The 26,771-nt window shown below is 59.8% G+C and carries 27 protein-coding genes, 1 pseudogene and 1 riboswitch; of the genes and pseudogenes, 11 read left to right on the top strand and 17 right to left on the bottom strand.

What is annotated here, in order from left to right; all coding sequences use genetic code 11:
• Positions 1-47 precede the first annotated feature (47 nt).
• Both HU731_RS06240 and HU731_RS06235 read right to left on the bottom strand, forming a co-directional pair.
• Positions 48-339: pseudogene (locus HU731_RS06240) on the bottom strand (hypothetical protein); the annotation flags it as partial.
• 200 nt (positions 340-539) lie between these two features.
• Positions 540-770, bottom strand: coding sequence for a DUF6124 family protein (locus HU731_RS06235; protein ID WP_186606731.1), 231 nt, complete (start codon positions 768-770; stop codon positions 540-542).
• 439 nt (positions 771-1,209) lie between these two features.
• On the opposite strand from HU731_RS06235, the gene HU731_RS06230 reads away from it, so the two are divergent.
• Entirely contained in the window at positions 1,210-1,656 is a 447-nt protein-coding gene (locus tag HU731_RS06230; protein WP_186606868.1) for a GNAT family N-acetyltransferase, read from the top strand.
• On the opposite strand, the gene HU731_RS06225 is transcribed toward HU731_RS06230, so the two are convergent.
• Both HU731_RS06225 and HU731_RS06220 read right to left on the bottom strand, forming a co-directional pair.
• Positions 1,629-2,036 carry a GFA family protein gene (locus HU731_RS06225; protein ID WP_186606730.1) on the bottom strand — a complete coding sequence of 136 codons (408 nt, stop codon included), beginning with the start codon at positions 2,034-2,036 and terminating at the stop codon, positions 1,629-1,631. The two genes, HU731_RS06230 and HU731_RS06225, sit on opposite strands and share 28 nt — an antisense overlap.
• A gap of 318 nt (positions 2,037-2,354) precedes the next feature.
• Positions 2,355-2,960, bottom strand: a complete 606-nt coding sequence (locus HU731_RS06220) for a LysE family translocator (RefSeq protein ID WP_044274743.1) — start codon at positions 2,958-2,960, stop codon at positions 2,355-2,357.
• Positions 2,961-3,024: 64 nt separating this feature from the next.
• Between HU731_RS06220 and HU731_RS06215 the strand changes: the two genes are divergently transcribed.
• Positions 3,025-3,942, top strand: a complete 918-nt coding sequence (locus HU731_RS06215; RefSeq protein WP_044274742.1) for a LysR family transcriptional regulator — start codon at positions 3,025-3,027, stop codon at positions 3,940-3,942.
• A gap of 192 nt (positions 3,943-4,134) precedes the next feature.
• Here the strand turns inward: HU731_RS06215 and HU731_RS06210 are convergent, their stop codons facing one another.
• The 5 genes from HU731_RS06210 to HU731_RS06190 form a co-directional block, all read right to left on the bottom strand.
• Entirely contained in the window at positions 4,135-4,785 is a 651-nt protein-coding gene (locus tag HU731_RS06210) for a hypothetical protein (protein WP_186606729.1), read from the bottom strand.
• Positions 4,782-5,525, bottom strand: a complete 744-nt coding sequence (locus tag HU731_RS06205; RefSeq protein ID WP_186606728.1) for a class I SAM-dependent methyltransferase — start codon at positions 5,523-5,525, stop codon at positions 4,782-4,784. Before HU731_RS06205 ends, HU731_RS06210 begins: the two co-directional genes overlap by 4 nt.
• Before the next feature lie 403 nt (positions 5,526-5,928).
• Positions 5,929-8,151 (bottom strand): GMC oxidoreductase, encoded by a 2,223-nt coding sequence (locus HU731_RS06200; protein WP_186606727.1) that lies wholly within the window; start codon positions 8,149-8,151, stop codon positions 5,929-5,931.
• The gene (locus tag HU731_RS06195; protein ID WP_186606726.1) at positions 8,148-8,639 is read right to left on the bottom strand and encodes a sorbitol dehydrogenase; all 492 of its coding nucleotides are present in this window, start codon (positions 8,637-8,639) and stop codon (positions 8,148-8,150) included. The genes HU731_RS06200 and HU731_RS06195 overlap by 4 nt, the downstream gene beginning before the upstream one ends.
• 4 nt (positions 8,640-8,643) lie before the next feature.
• A complete protein-coding gene (locus tag HU731_RS06190; protein WP_186606725.1) occupies positions 8,644-9,984 on the bottom strand; it encodes a cytochrome C in 1,341 nt (446 codons plus the stop codon).
• A gap of 388 nt (positions 9,985-10,372) precedes the next feature.
• Here HU731_RS06190 and HU731_RS06185 point away from each other — a divergent pair, with 388 nt between their 5' ends.
• The 3 genes from HU731_RS06185 to HU731_RS06175 all read left to right on the top strand — a co-directional run bounded on the left by HU731_RS06185 (position 10,373) and on the right by HU731_RS06175 (position 13,362).
• Positions 10,373-11,890, top strand: coding sequence for a hypothetical protein (locus tag HU731_RS06185; RefSeq protein WP_186606724.1), 1,518 nt, complete (start codon positions 10,373-10,375; stop codon positions 11,888-11,890).
• 99 nt (positions 11,891-11,989) lie between these two features.
• Entirely contained in the window at positions 11,990-12,502 is a 513-nt protein-coding gene (locus HU731_RS06180; protein WP_186606723.1) for a hypothetical protein, read from the top strand.
• 293 nt (positions 12,503-12,795) lie between these two features.
• Positions 12,796-13,362 (top strand): nucleotidyltransferase family protein, encoded by a 567-nt coding sequence (locus HU731_RS06175; RefSeq protein WP_186606722.1) that lies wholly within the window; start codon positions 12,796-12,798, stop codon positions 13,360-13,362.
• A gap of 90 nt (positions 13,363-13,452) precedes the next feature.
• Here the strand turns inward: HU731_RS06175 and chrA are convergent, their stop codons facing one another.
• Positions 13,453-14,649, bottom strand: coding sequence for a chromate efflux transporter (gene chrA, locus HU731_RS06170; RefSeq protein WP_186606721.1), 1,197 nt, complete (start codon positions 14,647-14,649; stop codon positions 13,453-13,455).
• A gap of 191 nt (positions 14,650-14,840) precedes the next feature.
• On the opposite strand from chrA, the gene tspO reads away from it, so the two are divergent.
• From tspO to HU731_RS06155, 3 genes are read left to right on the top strand one after another with little or no spacing between them, the layout of a single operon-like run.
• Positions 14,841-15,281, top strand: a complete 441-nt coding sequence (tspO, locus tag HU731_RS06165; RefSeq protein ID WP_186606720.1) for a tryptophan-rich sensory protein TspO — start codon at positions 14,841-14,843, stop codon at positions 15,279-15,281.
• A complete protein-coding gene (locus HU731_RS06160) occupies positions 15,281-16,210 on the top strand; it encodes an alpha/beta hydrolase (protein WP_186606719.1) in 930 nt (309 codons plus the stop codon). The genes tspO and HU731_RS06160 overlap by 1 nt, the downstream gene beginning before the upstream one ends.
• Positions 16,200-16,691, top strand: coding sequence for a GNAT family N-acetyltransferase (locus tag HU731_RS06155; RefSeq protein ID WP_186606718.1), 492 nt, complete (start codon positions 16,200-16,202; stop codon positions 16,689-16,691). Before HU731_RS06160 ends, HU731_RS06155 begins: the two co-directional genes overlap by 11 nt.
• Positions 16,692-16,795: 104 nt before the next feature.
• Here HU731_RS06155 and HU731_RS06150 read toward each other — a convergent pair whose 3' ends face one another.
• From HU731_RS06150 to HU731_RS06135, 4 genes are all read right to left on the bottom strand, one after another.
• Complete coding sequence (locus tag HU731_RS06150) at positions 16,796-17,560, bottom strand: ABC transporter ATP-binding protein (protein WP_032896123.1); 765 nt, start codon at positions 17,558-17,560, stop codon at positions 16,796-16,798.
• Positions 17,557-18,561: a FecCD family ABC transporter permease gene (locus tag HU731_RS06145; protein ID WP_078803487.1), complete on the bottom strand. Its 1,005-nt coding sequence runs from the start codon at positions 18,559-18,561 to the stop codon at positions 17,557-17,559. Before HU731_RS06145 ends, HU731_RS06150 begins: the two co-directional genes overlap by 4 nt.
• Positions 18,558-19,568 carry an ABC transporter substrate-binding protein gene (locus tag HU731_RS06140; protein ID WP_186606717.1) on the bottom strand — a complete coding sequence of 337 codons (1,011 nt, stop codon included), beginning with the start codon at positions 19,566-19,568 and terminating at the stop codon, positions 18,558-18,560. Before HU731_RS06140 ends, HU731_RS06145 begins: the two co-directional genes overlap by 4 nt.
• A gap of 115 nt (positions 19,569-19,683) precedes the next feature.
• A riboswitch (cobalamin riboswitch) is annotated at positions 19,684-19,876 on the bottom strand.
• A gap of 122 nt (positions 19,877-19,998) precedes the next feature.
• Positions 19,999-20,928 (bottom strand): DNA/RNA non-specific endonuclease, encoded by a 930-nt coding sequence (locus HU731_RS06135; RefSeq protein ID WP_186606716.1) that lies wholly within the window; start codon positions 20,926-20,928, stop codon positions 19,999-20,001.
• Positions 20,929-21,064: 136 nt separating this feature from the next.
• Here HU731_RS06135 and HU731_RS06130 point away from each other — a divergent pair, with 136 nt between their 5' ends.
• Both HU731_RS06130 and HU731_RS06125 read left to right on the top strand, forming a co-directional pair.
• The gene (locus HU731_RS06130; protein ID WP_138762927.1) at positions 21,065-22,126 is read left to right on the top strand and encodes a M4 family metallopeptidase; all 1,062 of its coding nucleotides are present in this window, start codon (positions 21,065-21,067) and stop codon (positions 22,124-22,126) included.
• 29 nt (positions 22,127-22,155) lie between these two features.
• Positions 22,156-22,461 (top strand): protealysin inhibitor emfourin, encoded by a 306-nt coding sequence (locus HU731_RS06125; RefSeq protein WP_032896129.1) that lies wholly within the window; start codon positions 22,156-22,158, stop codon positions 22,459-22,461.
• Positions 22,462-22,495: 34 nt separating this feature from the next.
• On the opposite strand, the gene HU731_RS06120 is transcribed toward HU731_RS06125, so the two are convergent.
• Positions 22,496-23,890: an aldehyde dehydrogenase family protein gene (locus HU731_RS06120; RefSeq protein ID WP_186606715.1), complete on the bottom strand. Its 1,395-nt coding sequence runs from the start codon at positions 23,888-23,890 to the stop codon at positions 22,496-22,498.
• Between the two features lie 103 nt (positions 23,891-23,993).
• Here HU731_RS06120 and ptrR point away from each other — a divergent pair, with 103 nt between their 5' ends.
• Positions 23,994-24,887 carry a putrescine utilization regulator PtrR gene (gene ptrR, locus HU731_RS06115; protein ID WP_186606867.1) on the top strand — a complete coding sequence of 298 codons (894 nt, stop codon included), beginning with the start codon at positions 23,994-23,996 and terminating at the stop codon, positions 24,885-24,887.
• A gap of 79 nt (positions 24,888-24,966) precedes the next feature.
• Here the strand turns inward: ptrR and HU731_RS06110 are convergent, their stop codons facing one another.
• A complete protein-coding gene (locus HU731_RS06110; protein ID WP_005789784.1) occupies positions 24,967-25,176 on the bottom strand; it encodes a hypothetical protein in 210 nt (69 codons plus the stop codon).
• Between the two features lie 101 nt (positions 25,177-25,277).
• The gene (locus tag HU731_RS06105) at positions 25,278-26,474 is read right to left on the bottom strand and encodes an amino acid aminotransferase (protein ID WP_186606714.1); all 1,197 of its coding nucleotides are present in this window, start codon (positions 26,472-26,474) and stop codon (positions 25,278-25,280) included.
• Positions 26,475-26,771: the final 297 nt, after the last annotated feature.

Below are 26,771 nucleotides of genomic sequence, written 5' to 3'. Positions count from 1 at the left end.
TTATTTCCACGAAATGTCCGCTTTTCATGCATTGAGCGCTCTAAAACTTAGTAAAAGTCATAGTACAGCGCCCATTCGCCGGTTTCGATGTGCTTCCAGAACATCAGGCTGCCGCTGTCGATCACTTTCAGGCCGGATCTTTGCGTCTGACGAAATTTGAAAAATAAACTCGAAACCTTCACCTAGATCCACGCCCGCCCGGCAGAACGACGCGTAGCCGCGGATCTTGTGTTCGGAGGTGTGGGTGATCAGGTTGTAATAGCTCTGTATCTCGCCCGTACGTTCGAGTTTGAGTCTTGCCTGTTCAACGTCCGTCGGCACGCCACCGTCATCCCACAGCGTTCGAAAAGGCGAAAGGGGGACAGATTATTTTCTAGTGTCCGATTTTGGCCGAAAGCAGTCGCCGCTCCAGTCATTGCAGAGGACCTTCTGTTAAGGCTGAATGCACCGAAACCACCAAAAACCAAATCGCCGAGTCGTTGTAGGGGGCTTACGACGACGCGGCGAGTTATCTAGCTATTGAATCGAAGGGGTAACCATCACCCGGGGCAGGGCACTTCACGATCCAGGAGTCTGGCGGTGAGGAGTACGCCCAGTTCGCTCAGTTGGTGAATAGCCAGGGCGATGTCGCGGTGTTTGCCGTTGAGGTCTTCGGACAGGTCGAGCAGCAGGGTGCTGACGCTGGTGAAGGTTTCGTAGCTGTTGGTGAGGAGGGTTTCGTTGCTGGCGTTGGGGGCAACGTTGAAGAGGGTGGTTGAATCGTTAACCATGGTTAAGTTCCTTGCTTGGGCCACTTCCCCATCGCTACTAAACAATAAGGGCGGTAGCTGTACGCAGGTTAGTAGACCGGTGGAACCTAACAAAACCGGCGCGTCCGAGGACGCCCTACGCACAGCCACCATCAAGCACAGACGGGAGCGTCTGATGGATGAAGCGTGTGCACTTGTTAGGTCTAAGGTGGGCTACTAAACCCGATCACTGAACAATTCAGCGACCGAGCCACCTTAGAGACGGCCACCTCAGCGCACAAGCCGGCGGATTCTGACGCAGGCGTAGGCAATGGAGCAAGGTGCGGCAGGGGAATCGGATTTTGCCTTCAGGCGCTGCGTTATCGTTTGGGTTTTTCGCGAGCAAGCTCGCTCCTACAGGAGTGGCCTTCAAACGAAATTGTTAGCATTGAACGCGTTTCATATTGGAGGCAGGGATGGAATGAAACGATATGAGGTTCAGCCGATCACACACCTTCCGCGCCAGATACTAGCGCTGGAAAAGGAAGCCGTTGGCGAGGGTTTCAGGTTCCTCACTCGTCTGATTAACGAATGGCACTCTGGAGCAAACCGTTTTGATGCACCCGGCGAGTGTCTGATGGCGGCCTATTTGAATCAGCAATTGATAGGCATCGGCGGTCTTTCAGTTGATCCCTATGCTGACAATAATGTGGCCAGACTGCGACGGGTGTACGTCGCAGCTTCGGCAAGGGGGCAACATGTCGGGCAGGCGCTGGTAAAGGCGCTTGTTGAACGTGCCGCTTTCAGGTTTCAGGTCGTGCGTCTTTTTACGGATACGGCTGAAGGAAGCGCCTTTTATGAGCGCTGTGGCTTCACGCGAACAGATGAGGCTCAGGCGACTCATATTATGCAGCTTGGCGGTTTCTGAGGCGGGTAGCTGCACCAGTGGACTGCGGAGTCGAGATGAACGTGTTTTTGCTTTTCAGCTATGAAAGGCGTATCGAGCGTGCCCAGCGCTATCGACACCCAGTCGGCAAACTCGCCTTGAGACCGTGACCAGAACAATGTCGAGCCACAGTGTGCGCAAAACTCGCGCAGCACCGCCTCTGAGGATGCATAGGTTTTGATGCTGTTGGCACCGGAAAGTAGGCGTAGTGCGTTACGGGGAACACTGCCGTAAGAAGCGAATGCGGCCCCGTGACTCTTGCGGCACTGGCGGCAATGGCAATGGCTCACTGATTTGGGCGTGGCGGATAGCTCGTAAGTGACGGCTGCGCATAAGCAGCTTCCTTGGTACACCGTTGTCATGCGTTTTTCCCGTCATGCGAAAAACGTCAGCGTAACCGTCTCGCTCTAGTCAGTCGACCTACAGCTGCTAGTCAGGAGCAGACGTGGCTGTCGTCAGCCGACTCTCCCATCACACGCCCATCAAGCCAAATCGCCGAGTCGTTGTAGGTGGCTTGTGACGACGCGGCGAGTTATCGAGCTATTGAATTGAAGGATTGATCATCAGGGGAAAAGGGGACGGATTAATTTCTAGGAAAAATAAATCTGTCCCTTTTTCGGAGGCTTCCCCGCTGTAGGGAGTCGTCTCTTCTCCAAAGCTGAGGCAGTTCAGTCGGAGCGCTACGAAATTGTTAGGATTATTCCAAAGCTCACAAGCAGGCCGCCAAAACCTCGGTCAATCCATTGTCGTGAAGACAGCAATTTCTCTCGCATTTTGCCAGTTGAGAAACACAGTGCGACCAAACCAAACCAGATTATGTGCGCACTCGCGATGAATATACCGTATGCGATTTGCACAGTTACGCCGGTGTCTGGTCGAACTACGCCCATGAACAGACTGACTATGAAGATCGATGTTTTTGGATTCAACGCGTTTGTCAGAAACCCCGACCGCAGAGCGGATAGGCCCGAGATCGCTGGTGGAGACACGTTTTGCTGTTCGACCTCCGGCTTTGAAAAAATCATCTTGATACCCAGGTAAATGAGATATGCAGCTCCAGCGAGCTTGAGTGCACTGAACAGCCAAGGTGTCTGCTGAAGGATCAAGCCCAGACCGAGCAATGTGTAACAAATATGAACGAGAACCCCAATTCCAATTCCCACAGCTGTAAGCAAGCCAGCACGTCGAGACAGTAACAGCCCATTGCGTGAAACCAGTGCGAAGTCGGGCCCGGGACTGATGCACGCGAGAATTGTAATAGTGACTACTGCTATCCATTCGCTCATGATGAGCCCTGCGGTTATTAAAATTGAAGCCAATATTTGCAAAGTATTTTACTGAGCACTAACGATGATTTCTGATGGGAATAGTGACTATAAGTCACGCATCACTGAGGCGAGAATGCCGTCATTACTAGCATTACGTTGCTTCGAATCAGCTGGGCGATTCGAAAGCTTTGCCCGAGCTGCTCACGAATTGCACCTGACACCGGGTGCTATCAGCAGAGCAATACGCTTGCTTGAAGAGGATCTGGGTGTCGACCTATTCGAGCGGCGCAGTCGAAGGGTTTATTTAACGCAAGCGGGAAAGCACTTATCTCGCGCGGTGAGCGAGGGGCTCGGCATGATGAGTCAGGCAGTTCGCGAAATACGCACCGAGGCCCGGCGTGTCCGTCCGCTTGTATTGTCTTGCGAACCAACGTTGCTGATGCGTTGGTTGATCCCTCGATGGAGCGACTTCCAAAAAAATCATCAAGGACAGGACATCCACTTAGTGGCCGGTGGTGGCTACTTCTCGTTTGACCACGGCATAGACTTGGCCATTCGGCGAGATGATTTTCCTCGGCCGGCCGAATACCATGTCGAGACACTGTTCACTGAAAAGGTTGGCCCGGTCTGCCGGCCAGAAAAGCTAGACCAATGGTTTGGCAAAGCCAGAAAGGGTCTGCACTCAACGGCTCCATTGCTGCAGACTATCAGCAGACCTGCAGCTTGGCAGGAATGGGCCGCTGCCAAAGGGCTCAGTCTTTCAGCTATGCAGGTTCAATCTTTCGAGCACTTCTATTTCAGCATCCAAGCAGCGGTTGCAGGACTAGGAGTGGCCATTGGTCCTTGGCATTTGGTGCGTGACGATGTTCATAGCGGTGTGTTGGCCGCACCACTGGGCTTTGTCGAGGACGGTTCACGCTATTGCCTGCTCTCTCCCGCAGCGCTCAAGAATGGCAGCTTGGAAATGGAATTGCTCAAATGGCTGCAGACTGTCGAATGAGCGGGGCTTAGCCGCCTTTCAATAAGCTGTGGGCATTTAACTAATGGAAAAGGGGACGGATTTATCTCTAGAAAATAAATCTGTCCCCTTGTTCCCTTTTCGCAGCACCGCCAATCCCCTGTGGGAGCTGTCGAGCTTTAGCGAGGCTGCGAAAGCGGTGGGTCAGGCGATGAAGATGGTTAAGGGCATCCTCTAAGCGCCCGCCTGATCACCAAATAGCAAAATCTTGATCTGGCCGAGAATCTTCGAAAGGGGCGCATTGCTATCTTTACTGCTTTTCTTCGCGCGGAGCACGACGATGGCACAGATAATCAAAAATAGGCCTATAGGGTCGGCAAGCGTGAAAAGCCACTCAGGCAGTATTGAGATACTTGAGGCAGGGATAAACTTGGCCATGACGACATAGATCGTCGCAAAATAGACCATCATATTGAATGGCCTGAACTGCAATGATAAAAAGCTCTCGTCTGACGAGCGTTCTCGGTATTTTAAGTACTCCCAAAAAGACCATAGAAAAAATATGCTTGTGTAGGTCAAGGCGACGCAATAAAAAGGTTTTGTCGCCAGCACTACGGTGAGCAAGTAGAGGGGCAAGAGTACGATGGTTACAATAAATCGAAGGCTGCCAAGTATTGGGCTTTTCAATACCGACTTATGATAGCCAAACCAACTCAATAGCAGATTCACATAACCGACCATCACCACCAGTAATGTGAAACAGTCAGGGACAGCGCCTTCCTTGACCCACACTAAAATGGTCTCGGCCACGGCAGCAGCGATCATGACTGCAAACATTGGATCGATGAATTGGCCCGTCGAGGGGTCCAGATTCTTTTCGTTCATATCACCCCCTTAACGTTCTGCATCAAACAGGCAAATATGCTTCGCTCATATACTTTGCCGCGGACGTCGTCAGGAAAGTTGACGTTTACAGCCTTGACAAGGGTAAAGTTTGGAGTGACCTGCTCGGTGTAAGTCGCCAAGCTGCAATGCATCTTCTTTAAGCCATTGGCGGGGTCAAAGCTGATGTGCCCGTAGGGTGTTCGCGTATGAAGCCGCTCTAAGTAATAAGCGTCCGAGCTGTCGATATGTATCTTGATAAAGTGACCCCCAGGCTTCAGCACGCGTGCAATCTCATGCAGAACACGCTGTTGATCTTCGTCGCGGGTGAAATGGCAAAGCGAATAAGCATCCATTACAAGATCGTAAGTCCCGTCGCCCCCTGGGATTCCCTCTAGCAGGTCTTGCTTCACAACTTCGACAGCACCTGACAGTCCGGCTTCCTCAACACGCCTACGTGTCAAAGCCACCGCTTTTGGACAGAAGTCCAGAGCGACGACCTGCATACCCAAACTCGCGAGAAAAAGGCTATTACGACCGTTACCGCAACCAAGATCCAAGACCCGTGCAGTGGGGAATTCACAGGTTTTCATCAGCTCGACGAGTGCATGTGCCGGTGCAGCTCTTAGCGATGATGGAATGGTAGGCGCTTGTTCATACTCTCGATCCCATACGTCCTGGGCACAACGCCCGTTCGGCTCAGCAAACTCTATGGTTACGTCTGGGGTGTGGGGAAGGCTCATGTGATATCCCTATCTGCTAACTGCTGGTGGAATGCATATTTATTTTTGCTGCGCGGTTGCGGGTGGGGCAGCCCATACTCAAGCGCTCCCACCGCCGCCTCTCATGCTCAGGGTCGGGGCTTCAACGATCAAGTTTCTGGAAATACTGTGCCTTGGAACCCATCATTGCGCTGGCATCTTAGTCTATAGAGGTCTCCTTGCAGTGTCATTTTGAGCGTTTCGTCTGTGCACAGGTGTGGCTCTCGCAAGTGACGGCTGCGCATAAGCAGCTTCCTTGGTACACCTTGGTTATACGCTTTCCCGTCAAGCCAATTCGCCAAGTCGCTTGATTCACTTGGATTGAAAGAGCAACCCCACAATACTGCGGACTCGCCGCAGCACGGTGGAGTTGCTATGCCAGCGCCTACACGGCCCCGAAACGCACCTCCACCGACAGGCTGCCCTGGTTATCGCTCAGGCCAGCCCCGTAACGCCCGGCCAGGTCGTCATTGATGCACAACTGCAACTCCCCCTGCTGGCCACGCGGCAATTGCGCCTGGTTGCCGACCAGGAACGGCGCGCCGCTGGTGCCGATACGCCCGATCAATGCGCCTTCCGCTTGACCGGGCAAGGTATAGCCGGGCTTGGCGGTCAGGCCTGGGTGGCCCGCCGCACCAACCATGCCGGTGCCCGGGTTGGCCGTCCACTGCCCACCGGTGCACACCGCCAGTTGCCAGCTCTGTCCGTTGATCTGCACGCCGGTGCCCTGCCAGGGGTCTCTGGCCTGCACCTGCACGGTACGCTTGAGCAGGTCGCTGGCGACCACGTCGGCGGCCTGGAAGGTCAGCGCGGTGATGGTCAAGGTCGGGTTGGCGGTGCCGGTGGAGGGGAACACGCCGTCGCCGACCAGGAACAGGTTGGGGTGGTCCCAGCTGCGCTGGTCCTTGTCCACCACCGACTTGTTGCGGTCCGAGCCCATGCGGTAGGTGCCCATCAGGTGGCCAGCGCCGTAGAACGCGTAGTTCTGACCGCCGTGTTCGAACACCGTTTGCGAGCCGGGCTTGAGCTCAGGCTTCAGGTCGGTCAGCTCGGTGGCGCCCATCAGTTTGGTGATGATATGCGTGGCGGCCAGGCGCGCCTGCTTGAAGCCCTCCTTGGTGTAGTCGGACAGTTCGTAGGCGATCTCTGGCCGAGGCAGGCCCAAGCCGTCGGTGAAATGCTTGCTACTCTCCACCCGGCACAGCGCTTCGTCGGGCTCTTTCTCCACCTGCTCAATCAGGAAGCCCAGGCGGAATTGGCGGGTCAGCACGCTGTTGAGCTGCCGCACCAGCGCCTGGCCGGACAACTTGAGCTTGCTGGGGTTAGCGCCGCCTATGTTGGTGCCGTCGATGAAATCGCAGACTGAAGCGTACGGATCATTCGCCGACCAATTCCAGCCCTCGTTCCCGATCTCGATACGCCAGGCGGCACGCTCGCTGCGGAACGGGCCATCGCGCATGTCTTCGATCCCCGAGGTGGATAGTGGCCCACGGAACGGGAACAACGGCTTGCCTTCAGGCATCAGGCCCCAGGCCAGGTACACCGGGTGGTCAGCCAACGACTTGCCGACCTGGCCGCTGCTGTTGGCCACGCCGTTGGGGCTGTGCGGGCCGATGGAGTTAAGCAGCAGCTTGGGCGTTTCGATCGCGTGGGCGGCGATCACGTAGCGCTTGCCCTGAGCCGTGCCGTTCTGTTGCGTGCCGTTGTTCTGGTACTGGATGAAATCGATACCCGTGACCCCATTGGCATCCACCTGCACCTTGCTCGCCACGCACTGATAGAGGATCCGCACGTTACCGGTATCCAGCGCCTTGGCCATGGTCACGGTGGCGTCATACTTGGCCTGGATCGGGCAGATCGGCGTGCAACTGGTGTTGCCGGCGCATACCCGCCGGCCGTTGTCGTCCTGCGAGTTACGCCCGGCTGGCGTTTGCCGCACGTTGAGGGTGAAGCCCTGGTACTGCTTGTCATTGATGGCCTTGCCCACGCCCTGGTCGACCAACGATGGAGGAATGCCGTGCATGCTGTATTGGTAGCCCTGGGGGAAGGTCACGCCCAGGTAAGTCTGCGACGCCACATCGGCGGAGACGCACATCTCTTCCTCGGCGCGGCAGTAGGCGCTCTGCAGGTCGTCGTAGCTGATCGGCCAGTCGACCCCAACCTTGTACACACTCTGCATACGAAAATCGTTGGGCAACAGGCGCAGGGCCGTGCCCATCCAGTGCCACATGGTACCGCCGCCTACCCGCTCGTAGGTGCTGGCGAACAGTTGCGGCCCGTTCTGTACCAGATAGCTCTTCTGCACCTTGTCCTTGTCGTGGCTGCCGGCGGTGATCAAGTCCTGGATAGTCGCTCGCGGTGCGAACTGTTTGGCCGGGGTCTGCTCACTCTGCTCCGGTGGGTAGGGCGACTCGGGCGCCTTGAGCACGGCGGTATAGAAACGCTCCAGGTACTCGCTGCGGTTAGGCGGTATCGCCGGGCCCGACTCGAGCACCAGCACTTTCAAGCCGGCCAGGCCCAGCTGGTAGGCCATGACGCTGCCGGCCATGCCGGCGCCCACGACGATCACGTCGGCGGTTTCGATGTTCTGGGTGTTTAGAGTGCTCATGGCTGCTGCCCTTCCTTGGCGTCGACACCGGTGAATTGCTTGAGGGTCGGTGGCTGCTCGGCCCAGTAGCCGAAGTGGTACTCGCTGTAGCCCATGGGGTGGGATTGAGCGATTTTCCACGCCCAGCTTTCCTTGTAAGCCTGGTCGGAGACCACACGGATGTCACCCTTGTGGGCGGTGCCCTGGTCATAAGGTTGGTACCAGCTGCCCAGCAGCCACAGCTTCATGATCGAGCGGGCGCCCTGGGCGATTTGCGGGTCTGAGTTGCCGAGCACGGTGCTGGCGATTTGCTCAGGCGGTTGGCTCTTGATGCTGGCGTACAGCCCCAGCAGGTTGTTCAACGCTGCGGTACCCATGCCTTGCTGGGCTGTGGCCAAGAACAGCGGCGGCAGTTTGATCGGGTCGAGGGAGGGCGCCAGCAGTTTGGCTGACAGGCCAGTGAGCACGGCGGACAGGTCGACGAAGTCTTGCAGGTTCGGGTCGCTCATGGCATCACTCCTTGGCACCGGTGGATTGGGCACGTTCAAGCAGAAAGGTGAAATCGGCGAAGCTGGTGCGCGGTGACTGGGTCACCCGGGTGGTTGCGTTGTTGTGGCACTCCATGCAACTGGATGAGGCCTGCGGCGTAGTGCCCTGGTTGTAGGTTTCCAGCGTGGCGTTGGCCAGGAAGTTCGGCGCAGGCGTGCCCAGCGGGTTGGTTGGCGACGGCACAAGGCAGTCATCGGCGGGGGCGGTTGGCCATTGAGTGCTGATCAGTTGGTAGTTGGCCCACACCGTACCCTTGAGTGCGCCTTGCCACTGCGCGTTGAGCTGGTGGGTCGCGGGGGTGAGCGGTATTTCTCGCACGATCTGCGAGGGTGTTGCTTTCTTCGACGGGTCCCACGGCCGCGCGGGCGGCTCGTTCACCGGGAGGTTGCTGGCCTGGGCGTTGTAGAACAGGTAGGGGCCCTTGCGCTCGTTCATGGGGGTGGTTTTTTCCGGCACGTTGCGCACGTGCTCGAAGCTGGACCACACCCACTGCGGCGCATCTTTGGTCTTGTGCACGATGTGCAGGCCGACCAGCCCGACCTTCTGCGCGTTGCACGATTCGGGGATCACCGCGCCCTTGCTCGGGTCGGCGTTGCCTGGGGTGTAGACCAGCGCGTCGATGGCGTGGAAGTCCTGCGGGTTGTCGTTGCCGCCGAGTACCTTCCAGGCCGACTTGACCATGATCGCGCCGACCTGCTTAGTCTCCGTCGTGCCGCAGGAGAAGGCGATGCGGTTGTCGGCCTTGGTGAAGAAAGCCTGTTGGCCTTCCTTGCTGTACAGACCATTGTTGACGATGTTGTCGAACATTGGCTGGTTGACCATGATCGCGTTGCGCGTGTAAGTGCCGCTCTGATCCACCAGTGGGCCGGTCTTGAACGGCTGGATGGTCTCGTCGAGCACACCGGCGACCTTGCCCATCTGCTGCAGCACGGGCAGGTCTCCCTTGCCTTGGCAGGCCGGGGGCAGCGGCGCCTTCTGGTTCCAGGCGACAGGCTTCTGGCCTTGGGGCAGGAAAATCTCGTAGCTCTCCTTCCACGACTCCCAAACCGTCTGCCCCGGCGCGCCGATCTGCGCCGAAGTGTTGGCGCTGCCGTCGGCGTTGGCGGGCCAGTTCAGGGCGACGAAGGTCTGCCACGACAGCACGTCGAAATCGTGTTGCAGGTTGTCCAGAGTGAAGGGGGCATTGGCGGTGACGTCGAAGGGGATCGCAGGTGACAGCAGCGGCGGGCTGGCCGCATCGGCCATGGCGAGCACGCTGGTGAAGCTTGCACCCAGGCACGCCAACCGTTTCAAGGTTATTTTCATTATCGTCTCCTCAGCAGATAAAGCGTCGGGACGACGAGGCGTACTGGCCCTTCATGGACCGATAGTTCAGCGTTATCCCTTACGCTAGGCTGAAGGCTAGCCGTTGCGCTAAAACCCTCAGCAATATCCGACTAAAGGTAGGGATAAGCAGGATCGCGCATAAAGTGCGGGCCTTACTCTGAATATCTCCCCACCTGTTTTTTCCAAGGCAAGTACTCCACAAAAACGACGCGGTGGGCTGTCAGCGACTTTGGTTGTTGTCGAAACGGGGAGTAATACAGATATTGGGTAGTGGCCTTGTGCTACCCTTGCTGAGGGCTGCGCCTCGCCTTTGATAAAGCTGCCTTACTCCCTCCTTCTACCCGCGATCTTGGAACGGTGACACGCAATGGATGCCAGCATTCGGACGATTGAACTTTACGGCCACGCACTTGAAACACCGCAAAGCAAGCTTGATACAAACCAGGTCCGGCAAGCATTCTCGACGATTGCTGCGACGTGGTCGCAGAAAATCAATGCCGGCTTTTACGATCTGTTTTCCAACCTGGATAACCTCTACGAAGGCGGCGATGATCTGGCAGACAAGATCCGCATCCAGGCAATAGGCCAAAGTATCAAGCTCACCGTGGCCCACGGGATCTACGATATCGACGAAGAACGCTTCTACGACATGTTCATGCAGCGCTACGACTCATGGGACGAAGACTTCGGCGTATTGGCCGAGCAATACGAAGCCATTGTCGAGCGTTCAGCCGAGGTGGATGCGCATCGCACCAATCGTCGCCGTGGTCGTCGCCAATGGGTAGGCTATGGCTCAGAGAAGGCGGTATACGATGCCGACGCAAAAAACCTGATGTCCAATATTGGTCATGGCGTATTCAACTTGATGGCCAAAGGGGTCAGCGCACTCGGCGACTCGTTCAAGAAAGATGAGATTTTCAAGAGCCCGGCAACGGTCAAGGCTTTTGCAGACGGTGCCAGCAAGATCATTAATGCGGCCTACCTTGCGACCCTCGACGCGATCAATGCCGATTCGCCCGGCAAGTTGCACAGCTATTCAAAGGACGAGATCAGAAAGTCCCAGGCGATTACCGAGAATATTGAAAAAGGCCTGATCCCCGACGAGGCCGTGCTGCCGTCGGCGGTCAAGGCGATCAGCGTTTATCCCTACAACGAGCGTATCTATCCGATCCTGCTACGAAAGTTTGGCGGTGATCAAGGACGACTTGATGGCGTTGTGGAGTACTTCGGCATGGGCGGCCTGCTCAAGGAAAAGCAAGCTCTTATCCAGGAGCAATTGCGCCAGTGCGACCTCAGCACTGTTGAAAGTTTCAGCGCCAGTCGCCCGGACATCGAGCGCTATGCGCAATTTATCAATTATGAACGTTTCGATGAATACTGTGAGCGAGTGATCGAGAAAATCGTGGCGCGCGAGACGCAGGCAAGCGCGCTATCGGTTGTTACACCTGTACTACCAGGCTCAGCGAAACGCGGCGGCTGCGGGTTGACCGTGGCGACTGCCGCCCAAGGTTTCAGGTCCAACGCCGATCACAAGTTCTATGTGGCGCCGGACTTGCCGATGAAGAAGGTCCTGACCTTCGAATCCAAGAACGCGTTGAACATTGCCAAGGACGAGGTTGTGTTCTTCTTCGACGAAACAGTGTTCGGCTCTGGCGACAAGGGCGTACTGGTTGATCTTGAGTACGTATACGTGCGCCTGCAATTCAAGGAGTCGCACCGCGTGGCACTTGCCGATATTGCCGACGTGACCATCAGCGGTCTAATGAATAAAAAGCTGACGATGGTCAAGCGTGACGGAACCAATGTGGATGTGGTGCTGACCCAAAGCAACAAAGGCGCGACTAGCCTCAGCGAGGCCATCCTCGGACTGGTGCGGTTGAGCTAGGCGGCTGTTAGTCGCCTTACAAATTAGTTAAGTGGTTCTACAAGGCACCTGTAGGCGCACGCTGGGTGTTTCCCCATTAGCAATACAAGGACGATGCGCATGACCCTAGGTGATCTCGCTCAGATATTGGAAGACCACTTCAGGCCCAAGGCCCGTGACATCACGCGCTTTGCAGGCACCGGCTACTCGTTTGAAGAGTGGTTCAACTGGGAACAGTTCAGCGCGTTTACCGCTCTAGCGTTCGAGTGCAATCCCAAACCTGGCTACAAGACACACTTTACTGGCCACGCATCTGGCCAATTGGGTGATATCGCGATTTCGGCGAAGGATGGTACAACCTGGTTGGTGGAAACGTCGTTGGTGCATGCCTATACGCAAAATAAATGGAAAGCCAAAATCACAGAAGATCGGGCAAAACTCCAAGGCGCCGTTGCACAAGGGGTTCGCAAGGTTCAGTTGATGTTGCTGTGCAGTGATGTAGAAACAGACCTTCAGACCCAGTGGGCCTACTGGTTTGAGGATATGCCTTTTTGGGCCGCGCCAGACTCGAAAAAAGACTTTAGTGATGGTGAGCAGGGAGAAGTGTGCTTGTTACTCTGGGAGGTGGAGTAACGACCGCAGATGCCGTGCTTTTGGCATGACGGAACAGGTCGAACGCAATCGCCGCTCTCGTCATTCGGCCTTTCATTGAATCTCTGATGGGGGCCGGTGTTAACGATCATCCTTCATACCTTAGAGACGGCCACCCTGGCGCTCAAGTCCGCACAATGGCGCAAGGCGCGGCGGGGGAATCGAATTTTGCTTTCAGGCGCTGCGTGATCGTTTGGGTTTTTCGCGAGCAAGCTCGCTCCTACAGAAGTGCATATTCCGGTGTTATGGTTGGCGCTGACGATGGAGGACTGAACATGACATTGACGGTCGACACCCTGCTCGAATTGGCCATGGCCAACCCTATCAATGCGCAAATCACCGCGCGACTGCCGGATCTGGGTGTGCAGCAGTGCATGCTCACGGCGGGCTGTTTGTTCCAGGCGGTGTGGAACCATCAGGCGAATCTGCCGGCGGCTCAGAGCGTGAAGGACTACGACGTTTTTTACTTTGACGAGGACCTGTCCTACGAGGCGGAAGACGCGGTAATTCGTGCGGCGCAGGGGCTATTCCAAGACCTGGGCGTGAACGTCGAGGTCAGGAATCAGGCGCGGGTTCACCTTTGGTACGGCCAGCGGTTTGGCCGGCCTTACCCGCAGTTGCATTCGGCTCGGCAGGGGGTTGACCGTTACCTGGTGGCGGGTACGTGCATTGCGCTGGAGATTGCCTCGGGCGAGGTGTATGCGCCTTATGGCTTGGAGGATGTGGAGCAGGGGCTGTTGCGTATCAACCCTTTGCATCCGGAGCCGGAGCTGTTTTTGCACAAGGCCAGGAGTTATCAGGCGCGTTGGCCATGGCTCAAGATTGCAGCCCCAATGCTGTAGGAGCGAGCTTGCTCGCGAAAAACGTCAACGATAACGCGTGCCTTCAGATTAAACGCGGCGCCTGTAAGTTTTTCGCGAGCAAGCTCGCTCCTACAGAAGTGCGGCGCCGAGTAGGCCGCCACTTATCACTACCAGCCAGGGCGGCAGTTTCCACACCATCAACGCGACCAGTGCCAGCAACGCCAGGGCGAGGTCGTAGCCGTTGAAGATCGCGCTGGTCCAGACCGGCCGATACAGCGCTGCCAACAGCAGGCCGACCACCGCCGCATTGACACCGGCCAGCGCCGCCTGGGTACGCGGGCTTTTGCGCAGGCTGGCCCAGAAGGGCAAGGCGCCGAAGATCAGCAGGAACGACGGGGCGAAGATCGCCAGCAGCGCTATCACCCCGCCAAGCCAGCCGCTCGGGGCGTGGGTCATGGAGGCGCCGAGGAAGGCGGCGAAGGTGAACAGCGGGCCGGGCACGGCCTGGGTGGCGCCGTAACCGGCGAGGAATACATCGTTGCTGACCCATTGGCTGGGCACCACTTCGGCTTGCAGCAACGGCAGCACCACGTGGCCGCCGCCGAATACCAGTGAGCCGGTGCGGTAGAAGGCGTCTACCAGTGCCAGCGTGGGGTTGGACACCCAGCCGGCGAGGATCGGCAAGCCTATCAGCAACAGCACAAACAGCATCAACCACAGGGCCCCGGCACGGCGGCTGATGGCGATGGGCAGTGCGTCGGGCTCGGCACGGGTCTGGGGCTTGAACAACAGCAGGCCAGCCATGCCAGCGGCGATCATGACCCCGACTTGAGCCCAGGCGGAAGGTGCCAGCAGCACCACGCCTGCGGCAATCAACATCAACGCCACCCGCGAGGCGCCTCGGCACAGGGTGCGCGCCATGCCCCACACGGCTTGGGCCACCACGGCCACGGCGACAACTTTGAGGCCATGCAGCGCGCCGTTGGGCAGGGCGCCGCCGTAGTGGGCCAACCCCAAGGCAAACAGGATCAGGGCGATGGCCGACGGCAGGGTGAACCCGGCCCAGGCCGCCACGGCGCCGCTGTAGCCCGCCCGTGACAGGCCCAGCGCGATGCCGACCTGGCTGCTGGCCGGGCCGGGCAGGAATTGGCACAGGGCAACCAGTTCGGCGTAGCTGCGCTCGCTCAGCCACTGGCGCCGAATGACGAACGCTTCGCGAAAATAACCCAGGTGCGCAATCGGGCCGCCAAAGGAGGTGAGGCCCAGGCGCAGGAAGATCAGAAATACTGACCAGGGGCTGCTACGGTGATCGGCGATAGGGGGCAAGGGTTGCCTCGGGGCGAGCTGTTCAATACAGCGCAGATCGATAGGGTTTCAGCACCTTAACCATTTTTTATGACGCGTAGAAGAGGCCGCCCGCATGTCATTTTTGCGCCCCACATTGAATTTATGGGCGCTGATTTGAGTCACTGAAAGCAGAGCGTTGTTTTCCACCCACTCGACCTCAAGGACCGACCATGACTTTCTTCATCTTCCTGCTTGCCTGCGCCGCTGCCGCCAGTACCGGGGTGATCTTCAAACCGGGCGCCTGGTACGAATCCCTGGTCAAGCCCAGCTTCACCCCGCCCAATTGGCTGTTCCCGGTGGCCTGGACGATCATCTACCTGCTGCTGGCCTGGGCCGGCTACCGCCTGACCCTGATCCCCGGCAGCGAAATAGTGTTGGCCCTGTGGGCGGCGCAGATTGCGTTGAACACGCTGTGGACGCCGGTGTTCTTCGGCGCCCATCGGTTGTTCGCCGGGATGGTGATTATCGTGCTGCTGTGGCTGACCGTGGCAGCGATGGTGCTGCTGGCCGTGCGCCTGGACCTGATTACCGGCCTGATCCTGTTCCCGTATCTGGTGTGGCTGTGCGTGGCCGCGGCGTTGAACTTCTCGATCCTGCGTAATAACCGCTGATGGCCTACCAGCATTGGCCCGCCAGCGAGCCCGAACTGGCGCAGATGCGCCGCTTCAATCAGAAACTGGCGTGGACGCCGCGGTTCAAGATCCGCAACCGCGTCACGCCGCGCCTGATCCAGGCACTGCTGCGCGCCAGCCAGATGTTCAAGAAGGCGCCCGTGGTGGAGCTGAAAAAGGTAGGCACGGTGCCCGTGCGCATCCTGCGCCCCAGCGGCAAGCCCAAAGGCGTGGTGTTGGATATCCACGGCGGTGGCTGGGTGATCGGCAATGCGCAAATGGATGACGACCTGAACCTCGGCATGGTCAACGCCTGCGACGTCGCGGTGGTTTCGGTGGATTACCGGCTGGCGGTCGATACACCGATTGAAGGGCTGCTGGACGACTGCCTGGTGGCGGCGCGTTGGCTGTTGGCCGACTGCCCGGAGTTTGCCGGCCTGCCGGTGATTTTTGTCGGTGAGTCGGCCGGCGGGCACTTGGCGGCGGCCACGTTGTTGGCGCTCAAGCAATGGCCCGAGTTGCTGCAACGGGTGAGCGGGGCCGTGCTGTACTACGGCGTTTACGACCTGACCGGCACACCGAGCGTGCGCACGGCCGGGCCGGACACCTTGTTGTTGGACGGGCCGGGCATGGTCGACGCGCTGCGCCTGCTGACGCCGGGGCTCAGCGACGAAGCGCGCCAGCAGCCGCCGTTGTCGCCCTTGTATGGGGATTTTGACGGGTTGCCGCCTGCGCTGATGTTCGTGGGCGAGTTGGACCCGCTCAAGGATGACACCCTGCTGATCGCCCAACGATGGGCAGGGGTTGAGGCGCACCTGCTGCCGGAGGCGGCTCATGGTTTTATTCATTTTCCGGTGGCGATGGCCGACAGGGTGTTGGCGTACAGCCGCCAGTGGATAACAGGTCGAATCCTTGGCAATGGGCGTTAGCATTCGGGCGGTAAAAGCCGCTGATATTCCCGAGGTGCTGAGCTTCGCTTTGCAGGCTCGCGATGAGCTGTTTCCAACGCTCAGCGCAACCGGAATACCCGATGATCTGGCGCAGTTCGAAGCCGTTTACCTTCAGGGTGGCGGGCAGTTTCTGATTGCCCGTGCCGACGGCCAAATCGTGGCCGCGGTGGGGTATCGGCCTTATGACGGTCGCTTTCCCCAGTTGGACTACCAAGGTTGCAAGACAGTGGAAGTGGTGCGCCTGTATGTGCGCCCGGCGTTCCGTCGCTTGGGCCTGGCGGGCCAGTTATACCGCTCGTTGGAGGCGTTGGCGCGGGACGCGGGTGTGGCAGTGGTTTACCTGCACACCCATCCGTTTCTGCCGGGGGCGATTGATTTCTGGCGGCGGCAGGGCTTCGAGGTGGTGGATGTCGAGGCAGACCCGGTCTGGCACACAACCCATATGCACCGCCTTCTGTAGGAGCGAGCTTGCTCGCGAAAAACGTCAACGATAACGCGTGTTTCCTGGATGAACGCGGCGCCTGTGGGTTTTTCGCGAGCAAGCTCGCTCCTACAGGTTCAGTTTCAGTTGGAGCGCAGGCGCAGGATGTGTGCGCCGTCGAACGGGTCCGTCAGGTAATGCCCCTGCACTCCGAACGTTTCTTGCAAACGCTGCGGCGTCAGCACCTCCAGTGGCGTACCCAGCGCCACCAGCCGCCCGCGATCCAGCACGGCCAGGCGATCGCAGGTCAACGCCTGGTTCAGGTCGTGCAGCGCAATCAGGGTGGTCACCGGCAAGCCTTGCACGCCTTTTAAAATCGCCAGTTGATGCTGGATATCCAAGTGATTGGTCGGCTCGTCCAGCAACAAAATCTGCGGGCGTTGCGCCAGGGCGCGGGCGATGTGCACGCGTTGGCGTTCGCCGCCAGAGAGGCTGCGCCAGGCGCGTTGGCTCAGGTGGGTAGCGTCTACGTCGTGCAGCGCCTGGTGCACGATGGCGTCGTCTTCACGCGACCACGGGCTCAGCGCCGACAGCCACGGCGTGCGGCCTAGCGCCACGGCGTCGAACACGCGGATGGCGTCATCGGTGTCGGCCTGTTGCTCCACCACCGCCAACTGTTGCGCGATGGTGCGGCGCGACAACTCACCGAGCCGCTTGCCACCCAGGCGAACTTCGCCGCTGGCCGGCGGGCGCAAGCCGGCGAGCAGTTTGAGCAGGGTGGACTTGCCCGAACCGTTCGGCCCGACGATGCCCAGGGTTTCGCCCGCCTGCACGTCCAGGTCGATACCGTGCAGTAACTGGGCCTCACGCACCTTAAAACCCAGGCCGCTGCAACTGAGCACGCTCATCGTGCGTTCCTCCGGCCAATCAGGATCAGCGCAAACACCGGTGCGCCCACCAGCGCCGTGACCACCCCAACGGGAATCACTTGGCCCTTGATCAGGGTGCGTGACAGCACATCGGCGGCGATCAGAAACAGCGCGCCGCCCAAGGCACTGGCCGGCAGTAACCGCGAATGCCCGGTGCCGAGCAACAGGCGTGCAGCATGGGGAATCACCAGCCCGACAAAACCAATGGAGCCGACGATGGACACCATCACCGCCGTGACCAAGGCCGCACAGGCCACCAGTACAAATTGCACGCGGCGCACCGGGATGCCCAGGGACGCCGCCGAGTCACTGCCGAAGGTGAACGCATCCAGTGCGCGACGGTGCCACAGGCACACCGCCAGCCCCAGGGCCGCCACCGGCACCGCCAACCACACCGACGGCCAGCGCACGCCGCTGAGGTTACCCAGTAGCCAGAACATAATGCCGCGGGCTTGTTCGGAGCTGGCCGACTTGGTGATGAGGAACGCGGTCAGGGCGTTGAACAATTGCGAGCCGGCGATGCCCGCGAGGATGATCTGCCCGGTGCCGCTGGACGATCCGCTGGCGCGGGCGAGCAGAATCACCAGGGCAAACGCGGCCATGGCGCCGACAAACGCCCCCGCCGATAACGACACCAGCCCGCCGCCCACACCGATCAGCACGACGAGCACGGCACCGGTGGAGGCGCCGGCGCTGATGCCCAACAGGTACGGGTCTGCCAGCGGGTTGCGCAGCAACGATTGCAGGATCACCCCGCAGGTCGCCAGCCCGGCACCGCAGGCTGCGGCTACCAGGGTGCGGGTCAGGCGGTAATTCCACACCACGCCTTCATCGATCGGGTCCAGCGCGTAGCCTGCGGCCCAGAGTTTATTGGCGAGCACCTGCAACACCACCTGCGGTTCGATGGCGGTTTCGCCGATGGCCACGCCAGCGAGCAGGGCGAGCAACAGCAGGGCGAGGGCAAGGAGGGTGCGCATCATTGGCCCAGGTCGTAGCCGTCGATGGCGGTAGCCAGTTGTTCCAGGCCGTCGAACGTACGCAGGCTGGCCTGCAGTGCCAGCGCGTCGAGGATGATGATGCGGTTGTATTTCACCGCGTCCATGTTGCGGGTCACCGGGTCGCTGCGCAGGAAGGTGAGTTTCTTTTCGTGGTCGTCGGCGGGGTAGCGGCGACGGTCCATGCGTGCAATCACCAGGAAGGTGGGGTTGGCCTTGGCGATGGTTTCCCAGCCGACGGCGGGCCATTCTTCATCGGACTGCACCACGTTGTGCAGGCCCAAGGTGTGCAGCATGAATTGCGGCACGCCTTTATGGCCGGCCACATAAGGGTCGCTGGCCATTTCGGCGCTGGAGAACCACACCAGTGCGCTGGCCTGCTTCAAACCTTTGCCTTGGGCGGTAGCGATGGATGTGGCCAGGCGCGCCTTGAGCTCATCGTTCAACTGTTGGCCGCGCGCCTGCACGTCGAAAATCTGCGCAAGCTGCTGGATGCTCTGGTAAATCGTCTCGATGCGAAACGGCTGCAACCGCGTGCCGTCGGCGCCGACCAGGTTGTCCTTGGCCTCGCAGTCGGACGGCAGCACGTAGGTGGGGATCTTCAGCTCATGGAATTGCTCACGGGTGCCGACCACGCCTTGCGGGCCCACCACCCATTCCAGTTCGGCGGCCACCAGTTGCGGGCGCTTGGCGATCACCGCTTCAAAGCTTGGCTCGTTGTTGGCCAGGCGCTCGATGCGGTCGTTCTGCGCTTTGTACTGTGGCAACACGTTGTTGAACCACAGCGACGTGCCTACCACTTTATCGCCCACGCCCAAGGCATAAAGCATCTCGGTGGCGGCCTGGCCGATGCTCACGCTGCGGGCGGGCGCTTGTTGGAAGGTCAGGGTGCTGCCACAGTTTTCCACGGTCAGCGGGTAGTGGCTTGGCGCGGCGTGGGCCAGGGCGCAGGCGCTCAAGCCTGCGATCAGGGCGATAACACGTGGCAGCATGGGGCGATCTCCGAGTGAGCCAGGGGTGCAGCTGGGGAGTTACGGCTCGGAAATACGCCCTGGGACGCTACAGGTGCGCAGGGCCAGGATGTCCTTCCCGGACACCCCGCCGGTTAGTGATGTTGCTGGGCCGGCAGGTCTCCTGACTGATGCGTCATCGCCACGCCCCCGCCTTCCCGGACAAGGTCCAGTGGCATTCAGGGGCAGGCTCAGCACCTACAGTTGCGGGGGCAGTTTCGATTGACGCTTGGGCGGCGTTTCGAATTCCCTATTAGTCCCACGTGGGAACCGGCGCCGGTATGGTAAGCCATCACGCCCTGTAGGAGCGAGCTTGCTCGCGAAGAACTTGAGAACACCGCGGGGTATCAGGCGCCCCTGCGTTATCGTTGACGGTCTTCACGAGCAAGCTCGCTCCTACAGGGGGGAGTGGTTAGAGTCGAATGTCTTGGGGGCCGCGGATCAGGGCTTCGATGCGCGTACCGCTGGCGCGCTCTTCGTTGCTGAAGCCGTCGTAGTCAGCCAGTTGGCCGAAGCGAATGCCGGTCAATTGTTCGATCGCAATCACACTGCGTTGGTAGGTTCTCAGTTGGCCGAACACCAGGTCCAATTGGTCCAGCTCGCGGCGCTGGTCGATCATGTAGGCGCTGGCGGACGGTTTGCCGTCGTCGCTGAGGTAGGCCACCACTTTCCAGAATGCCTGGGGGATTTTTACCCCGCGATACACGCGGTCGTTGTCGCTGAACACCGGGCCGCTGAACACCGTGGCCCGGGCTTTCCAGCGCTGGGTGTTGTCGAGGATATAGTCCTCGAGCTCCAGCCAGGTCTTCTGGTTGAAGCCGCTCATTTGTGGCGAGCAGTTGGTGAAGTGGAAGGTGTCGAGGTTGGCCGTGTTCGCGTCGTCGCCCCAGTTGGGGTCCTGGCGGCGCACCAGGTGGCCACGGTCCAGGCCGTTGCCGGCGTATAGGTCTTCACCGACCTGGGCGTCGGTGGGCAGGCGGCCATCGTAGGCCCAGGTGTCGTTGCTGCGCGTGATGTCCAGGTGCTTGGCGCCGTCGATGTTGACGCCAACATACAGTGCCAGTCGTCGGGTGCGCGACATGGTGATGGAGAAATGCGTGTAGTCCAGGCGCTTGGGTTGCACGTCGCCCACCAATGGCTCGCCAACCGTGGGCCAGGGCACCACGAAGTCGCTGAGGAAATCGTCGGCATAGCCAACGCGGTTTTTGAGGTCCTTGGCCGCTGTGACGCGCGGCGTCGTGGCTCTGGCTTCCAGCAGGGTGGGGCTGGGCGCGATCAACGGTCGCAGGTCGGCAAGCCTGGGGCGGTGCGACAGATCGATTTTGACTGTGCGGGCGGGCATGGGCATGTTCCTTATGGGCCTCGGATAAACACCACTGAAACACAAACTCATGACAATTTGGCCCGGGTGGCGATCCCAGGGCTATCCTGAAAAGCGTTACCCGGACGTTCATCACACGCCAAAAAGGAGCCAGCTCATGTGTGTTCGCCAACCGCGCAATCCGATTTTCTGCCTCATCCCGCCGTACATGCTCGACCAGATCGCACGCCACGGCGACAAAGCCCAACGGGAGGTCGCGTTACGCACGCGTGCCAAGGACAGCACGTTCCGCTCGTTGCGCATGGTCGCCGAACCCGCCAAAAGCCCCGCGCGGATGGCATTGGCGGCGGGCAGCGAAAAACAGCGCTCGATCTACAGCGCCAACAACACCGACAGCCTGCCCGGAAAACTGATCCGTGGCGAAGGGCAGCCCGCCAGTGGCGATGCTGCGGTGGATGAGGCCTATGACGGCCTGGGCGCAACCTTCGACTTTTTCGACCAAGTGTTCGACCGCAATTCCATCGACGACGCGGGCATGGCCCTGGATGCCACTGTGCACTTCGGCCAGGACTACAACAATGCATTCTGGAATTCGACCCAGATGGTGTTTGGCGACGGCGACCAGCAGTTATTCAACCGCTTCACCGTGGCGCTCGATGTCATCGGCCATGAGCTGGCGCACGGCGTCACCGAGGATGAGGCCAAGCTCATGTACTTCAACCAGTCCGGCGCGCTGAACGAGTCGTTGTCGGACGTGTTCGGCTCGTTGATCAAGCAGTACGCGTTAAAGCAAAAGGCCGAGGACGCCGACTGGTTGATCGGCAAGGGGCTATTTACCAAAAAGATCAAAGGCACCGCCCTGCGCTCGATGAAAGCGCCTGGCACCGCCTTTGATGACAAGCTGTTGGGCAAAGACCCGCAGCCGGGGCACATGGATGATTTTGTACAGACTTACGAGGACAATGGTGGGGTGCATATCAATTCCGGCATTCCCAACCATGCGTTCTACCAGGTGGCGATCAATATAGGCGGGTTCGCCTGGGAGCGTGCCGGGCGTATCTGGTACGACGCACTGCGTGATTCGCGGTTGCGGCCCAACTCCGGGTTTTTGCGTTTTGCGCGCATCACCCACGATATTGCCGGCCAGCTTTATGGCGTGAACAAGGATGAACAGAAGGCGGTCAAGGCAGGCTGGAAAGCGGTGGGCATAAACGTTTGACGAAGCCGCCTGGGCGGCGAGGAACAGCCATGCGAATTTCAATCAAGGAAAGCGGCGGGGCGGCGTATTTTCCGGGGCTGGCCAAGCCGCGTACGGTGGAACTGGACTCGCTGCCCGAACCCGACCAGCAGGAGTTGCGGCAACTGATCGAAGCTGCCGATTTTTTCAAGTTGCCACAAAGTACCGATCCCGAGCCTGGCAACCCAGGCCGGGTGCATTACACCCTGACAGTCGCGGAGGGCAAGCGCGAGCACACGGTTTGTGTGCTCGCGCCGGTGAATCCCCCGGCACTGGACGGGTTGGTGCAGTGCGTGCGGCGGCACATAAATTGTTGAAGCGCGCCAAGGCTGATTTGTGGCTCTTGGCGAGCTACTTACGATCGAGCCACACCGTCTGCGCATTGCAAAACTCGCGTACGCCGAAGTGCGACAGCTCGCGGCCGAACCCGCTCTTCTTCACGCCGCCAAATGCCACCCGAGGGTCTGAGACGCTGAACGAGTTGACGAAGACCCCACCGGTTTCCAACTGATCGGCGATACCCCGCGCCTTTGCCGCGTCGCTGGTAAAGATGCTCGCAGTCAGGCCAAACTCGCTGTCATTGGCCAGGGAGACGGCGTGCTCGGCATCGCGGGCGGTGATGATCGACGCCACGGGGCCGAACAGCTCCTGTTTGAACGAGGTCATCTGGTCGGTGACGTTCGCTAACACAGTCGGCTCGTAGTAATTGCCTGCACCGGCGACTTTGTTACCGCCCAGCAATAGGGTGGCGCCTTCTTCCAGCGTGGCCTGCACCTGGCCATGCAGCTCGTCGCGCAGGTCGAAGCGGGCCATCGGGCCCACATAGGTGTTGGCTGACGCTGGGTCGCCCATCACCAGGGCGCGGCTGGCTTCAATGAATTTGGCGGTGAAGGCGTCCACCACGCCGGCCTCGATGATCAGGCGCTTGGCGGCGGCGCAGACTTGGCCGCTGTTCTGGAACCGGCCGATCACGGCGGCTTGCACAGCGGCGTCGAGGTCGGCGTCGTTGAGCACGATAAAGGGGTCGGAGCCGCCCAGTTCCAGTACACACTTCTTCAAGGCGGCGCCGGCCTGGGAGCCGATAGCGATGCCGGCGCGCACGCTGCCGGTGAGCGTCACGGCGGCGATGCGTGGGTCGGCGATGGCGGTGGAAACGCCCTCCTGGGTCACGTTGATCACTTCGAATACGCCTTCAGCGAAACCGGCTTTACGCAGCGCCCGCTGGATCAGATACGCGCTGCCCATCACGTTGGGCGCATGTTTGAGCACATAGGTGTTGCCGGCAAGCAGGGTCGGCACCGCGCCGCGCAGCACTTGCCACACCGGGAAGTTCCACGGCATCACCGCGAGGATCGGGCCCAGTGGGCGGTATTCGATGTGCGCGGTGCCGTTGTCCACCAGAGTGGGTTCCGGAGCAAGCATGGCCGGGCCGTGGGCGGCGTACCACTCGCTCAGTTGCGCGCACTTTTCGATTTCGGCGCGGGCCTGGGCGATGGGTTTGCCCATTTCCTGGGTGATCATTTGCGCCATGTGTTCAGCTTGCTCACGCAGGGCGGCGGCCAGGGCCAGCAGGTATTCGGCGCGCTGGCTTACCGAAGTGTGGCGCCAGGTACGGAAGGCCTCGGTCGCGCGGGTGAGGGCGGCATCCAGTTGTTCTGCGCTTTCGTAGGGGTAGCTGCCGACTGTCTCGCCGTTGGCGGGGTTGATCGACAGGGCGTGGGTCTGGTGGGAAATAGGGGTGTTCATGGCACCGTCCGGCTGAATGAGTGGAATGGGGCCAGCGTACGGGGCTGTATCTTTTCTGGAAACTGAATAATATTAAGCAATGCGTTCACGAATGGAGAATGACTTGGATCTGGTGCAACTGGAAATTTTCAAGGCCGTTGCCGAGCAAGGCAGCATCAGCGCTGCCGCGCAGTTGATTCATCGCGTGCCGTCAAACCTCACCACGCGCATCAAGCAACTGGAGCAGGACCTGGGCGTGGAGTTGTTTATCCGCGAGAAAAGCCGCCTGCGCCTGTCGCCGGCCGGGTGGAATTTCCTCGGCTATACGCGGCGCATTCTCGACCTGGTGCAAGAAGCCCGTGCGACGGTGGCGGGGGAGGAGCCTCAAGGCGCATTTGCCCTGGGCTCGCTGGAAAGCACGGCGGCGGTGCGTATCCCGGCGTTACTGGCGGCGTATAACCAGCAATACACCAAGGTCGAGCTGGACCTGAGCACCGGCCCCTCGGGCACCATGATCGAAGGCGTGCTGTCGGGCCGGCTGACGGCGGCCTTTGTCGATGGGCCAGTGCTGCATTCCACGCTAGAGGGTGTGGCAGTGTTCGAGGAGGAGATGGTGGTGATTGCACCGCTGCATCACGCGCCGATCACCCGTGGCCAGGAGGTGAATGGCGAGAACATCTATACGTTTCGCTCCAACTGCTCGTACCGGCATCACTTCGAACGCTGGTTCTCACAGGATGGCGCGGTGCCGGGCAGGATCTTCGAGATCGAGTCGTACCACGGCATGTTGGCGTGTGTCAGCGCCGGGGCCGGGCTGGCGCTGATGCCACGCAGCATGCTGGAGAGTATGCCGGGGTGTGCGGCGGTGAGCGTGTGGCCGCTGCCCGACAGCTTCCGCCTGCTCAATACCTGGCTGATCTGGCGCCGGGGCACGGTGTCGCAGAGCTTGAATAGTTTCGTAAAGCTACTGGAAGAGCGCGGGTTTTGTAGGAGCGAGCTTGCTCGCGAAGACCGTTAACGATAACGCGGGCATTCTGGATGAACGCGGTGCCTTTGGGGTTTTCGCGAGCAAGCTCGCTCCTACAGGAAAGGTGGGGTCAGCCACCAAATTGCAGGGTGCCCATCGCCAGTTTGGCCATGATCGCCGTTGCACCCAACTGCACCAGCCACAAGGCCAGCCCACCCAGAAATACCCCCAGCGCCACTTGCAGCACCAGGCTCTTCTGGCGCTTGGCTTGCGGTGCGCGTGGGGCGTAGTCGTGCAGTTCGTCGCGGTCGGCGCGCAGGTCCAGGTCGTCGTTTCTCATAAAGCTCTCACAGCAAGGGGGCAGTCGGTGTTCAGTCTAGTGTGTTCGCCAATAAAAAGGGGGAAGCCCATGGCTTCCCCCTTCGTATAACGCTTGCCGGCTTACAGCACCTCGACAATCGCCTTGGTCACTGCACCAATGTTCGACTGGTTCAGCGCCGCTACGCAGATGCGACCGGTATCCAGTGCATAGATGCCGAACTCGGTACGCAGGCGGGTGACTTGCTCAACGCTCAAACCGGAGTAGGAGAACATCCCACGCTGGCGACCGACGAAGCTGAAGTCATGGCCTGGCGCAGCCTTGGCCAGTTCGGCCACCATCTGCTCGCGCATACCGCGAATGCGCAGGCGCATCTCGGCCAGCTCGGCTTCCCACTGGGCGCGCAGCTCAGGGTTGTTCAACACGGCGGCAACGATGGCTGCGCCGTGGGTGGGCGGGTTGGAGTAGTTGGTGCGGATCACACGCTTGACCTGGGACAGGATGCGCGCGCTTTCTTCCTTGGACTCGCTGACGATCGACAGCGCGCCCACGCGTTCGCCGTACAGCGAGAACGACTTGGAGAACGAGCTGGACACAAAGAAGGTCAGGCCCGATTCCGCGAACAGGCGCACCGCGGCGGCGTCTTCGTGGATGCCGTCGCCGAAGCCCTGGTAGGCCATGTCGAGGAATGGCACCAGGTTCTTGGCCTTGACCACGTCCAGCACGTCTTGCCAGTCGGCCGGGCTGAGGTCCACGCCGGTCGGGTTATGGCAGCAGGCGTGCAGCACCACGATGGACTGTGGCGGCAGGGCGTTGAGGTCTTCGAGCAGGCCGGCACGGTTCACGTCGTGGGTGGCGGCGTCGTAGTAGCGGTAGGTCTGTACCGGGAAACCGGCTTTTTCAAACAGCGCCTGGTGGTTTTCCCAGCTCGGGTCGCTGATGGCGACGACGGCGTTGGGCAGCAGTTGCTTGAGGAAGTCGGCGCCGATTTTCAGCGCGCCCGTGCCGCCCACGGCCTGGGCAGTAATCACACGGCCTTCGCTCAACAGCGGCGACTCAGCGCCAAACAGCAGCTTTTGCACGGCCTGGTCGTACGCCACGATGCCGTCGATCGGCAAGTAGCCACGGGCGGCATGTTGCGCCACACGAATGGCTTCCGCTTCGGCAACGGCACGCAAGAGTGGAATCTTCCCCTCCTCGTTGCAGTAAACGCCCACGCCAAGGTTCACCTTGGTGGTTCGTGTATCGGCGTTGAATGCTTCGTTGAGGCCCAGGATTGGATCGCGTGGTGCCATTTCGACAGCGGAGAACAGGCTCATTTTTGCGGCAGCTCTATGGGGGGTAGGAGGGACGTGTCGCGCTCCAGCCGAATGCACTAGAGCGGTGCACAAACGGGGAGCTAGTATAGAGGCCATCACGGCTGAGAGCGACAACGGAAACGGCTTTTCGGCCATGTTTTTCGGTTTATTTGCTGACCGTTAGTCTTATTGCAACATTGGCGAGAAAGGTCGTGTGGGACGACGGCCTTGAAACCCGTCACATTCGACACCACTTCTACAGCTATCATGGTTTTTTCCTGCAACCTGCGATGATTATTCGCGGGTTGCTGAGCTATT

The organism is Pseudomonas salmasensis, assembly GCF_014268375.2.
GTDB lineage: Bacteria > Pseudomonadota > Gammaproteobacteria > Pseudomonadales > Pseudomonadaceae > Aquipseudomonas > Aquipseudomonas salmasensis.
This window is presented reverse-complemented; position numbering and strand designations above follow the sequence as displayed.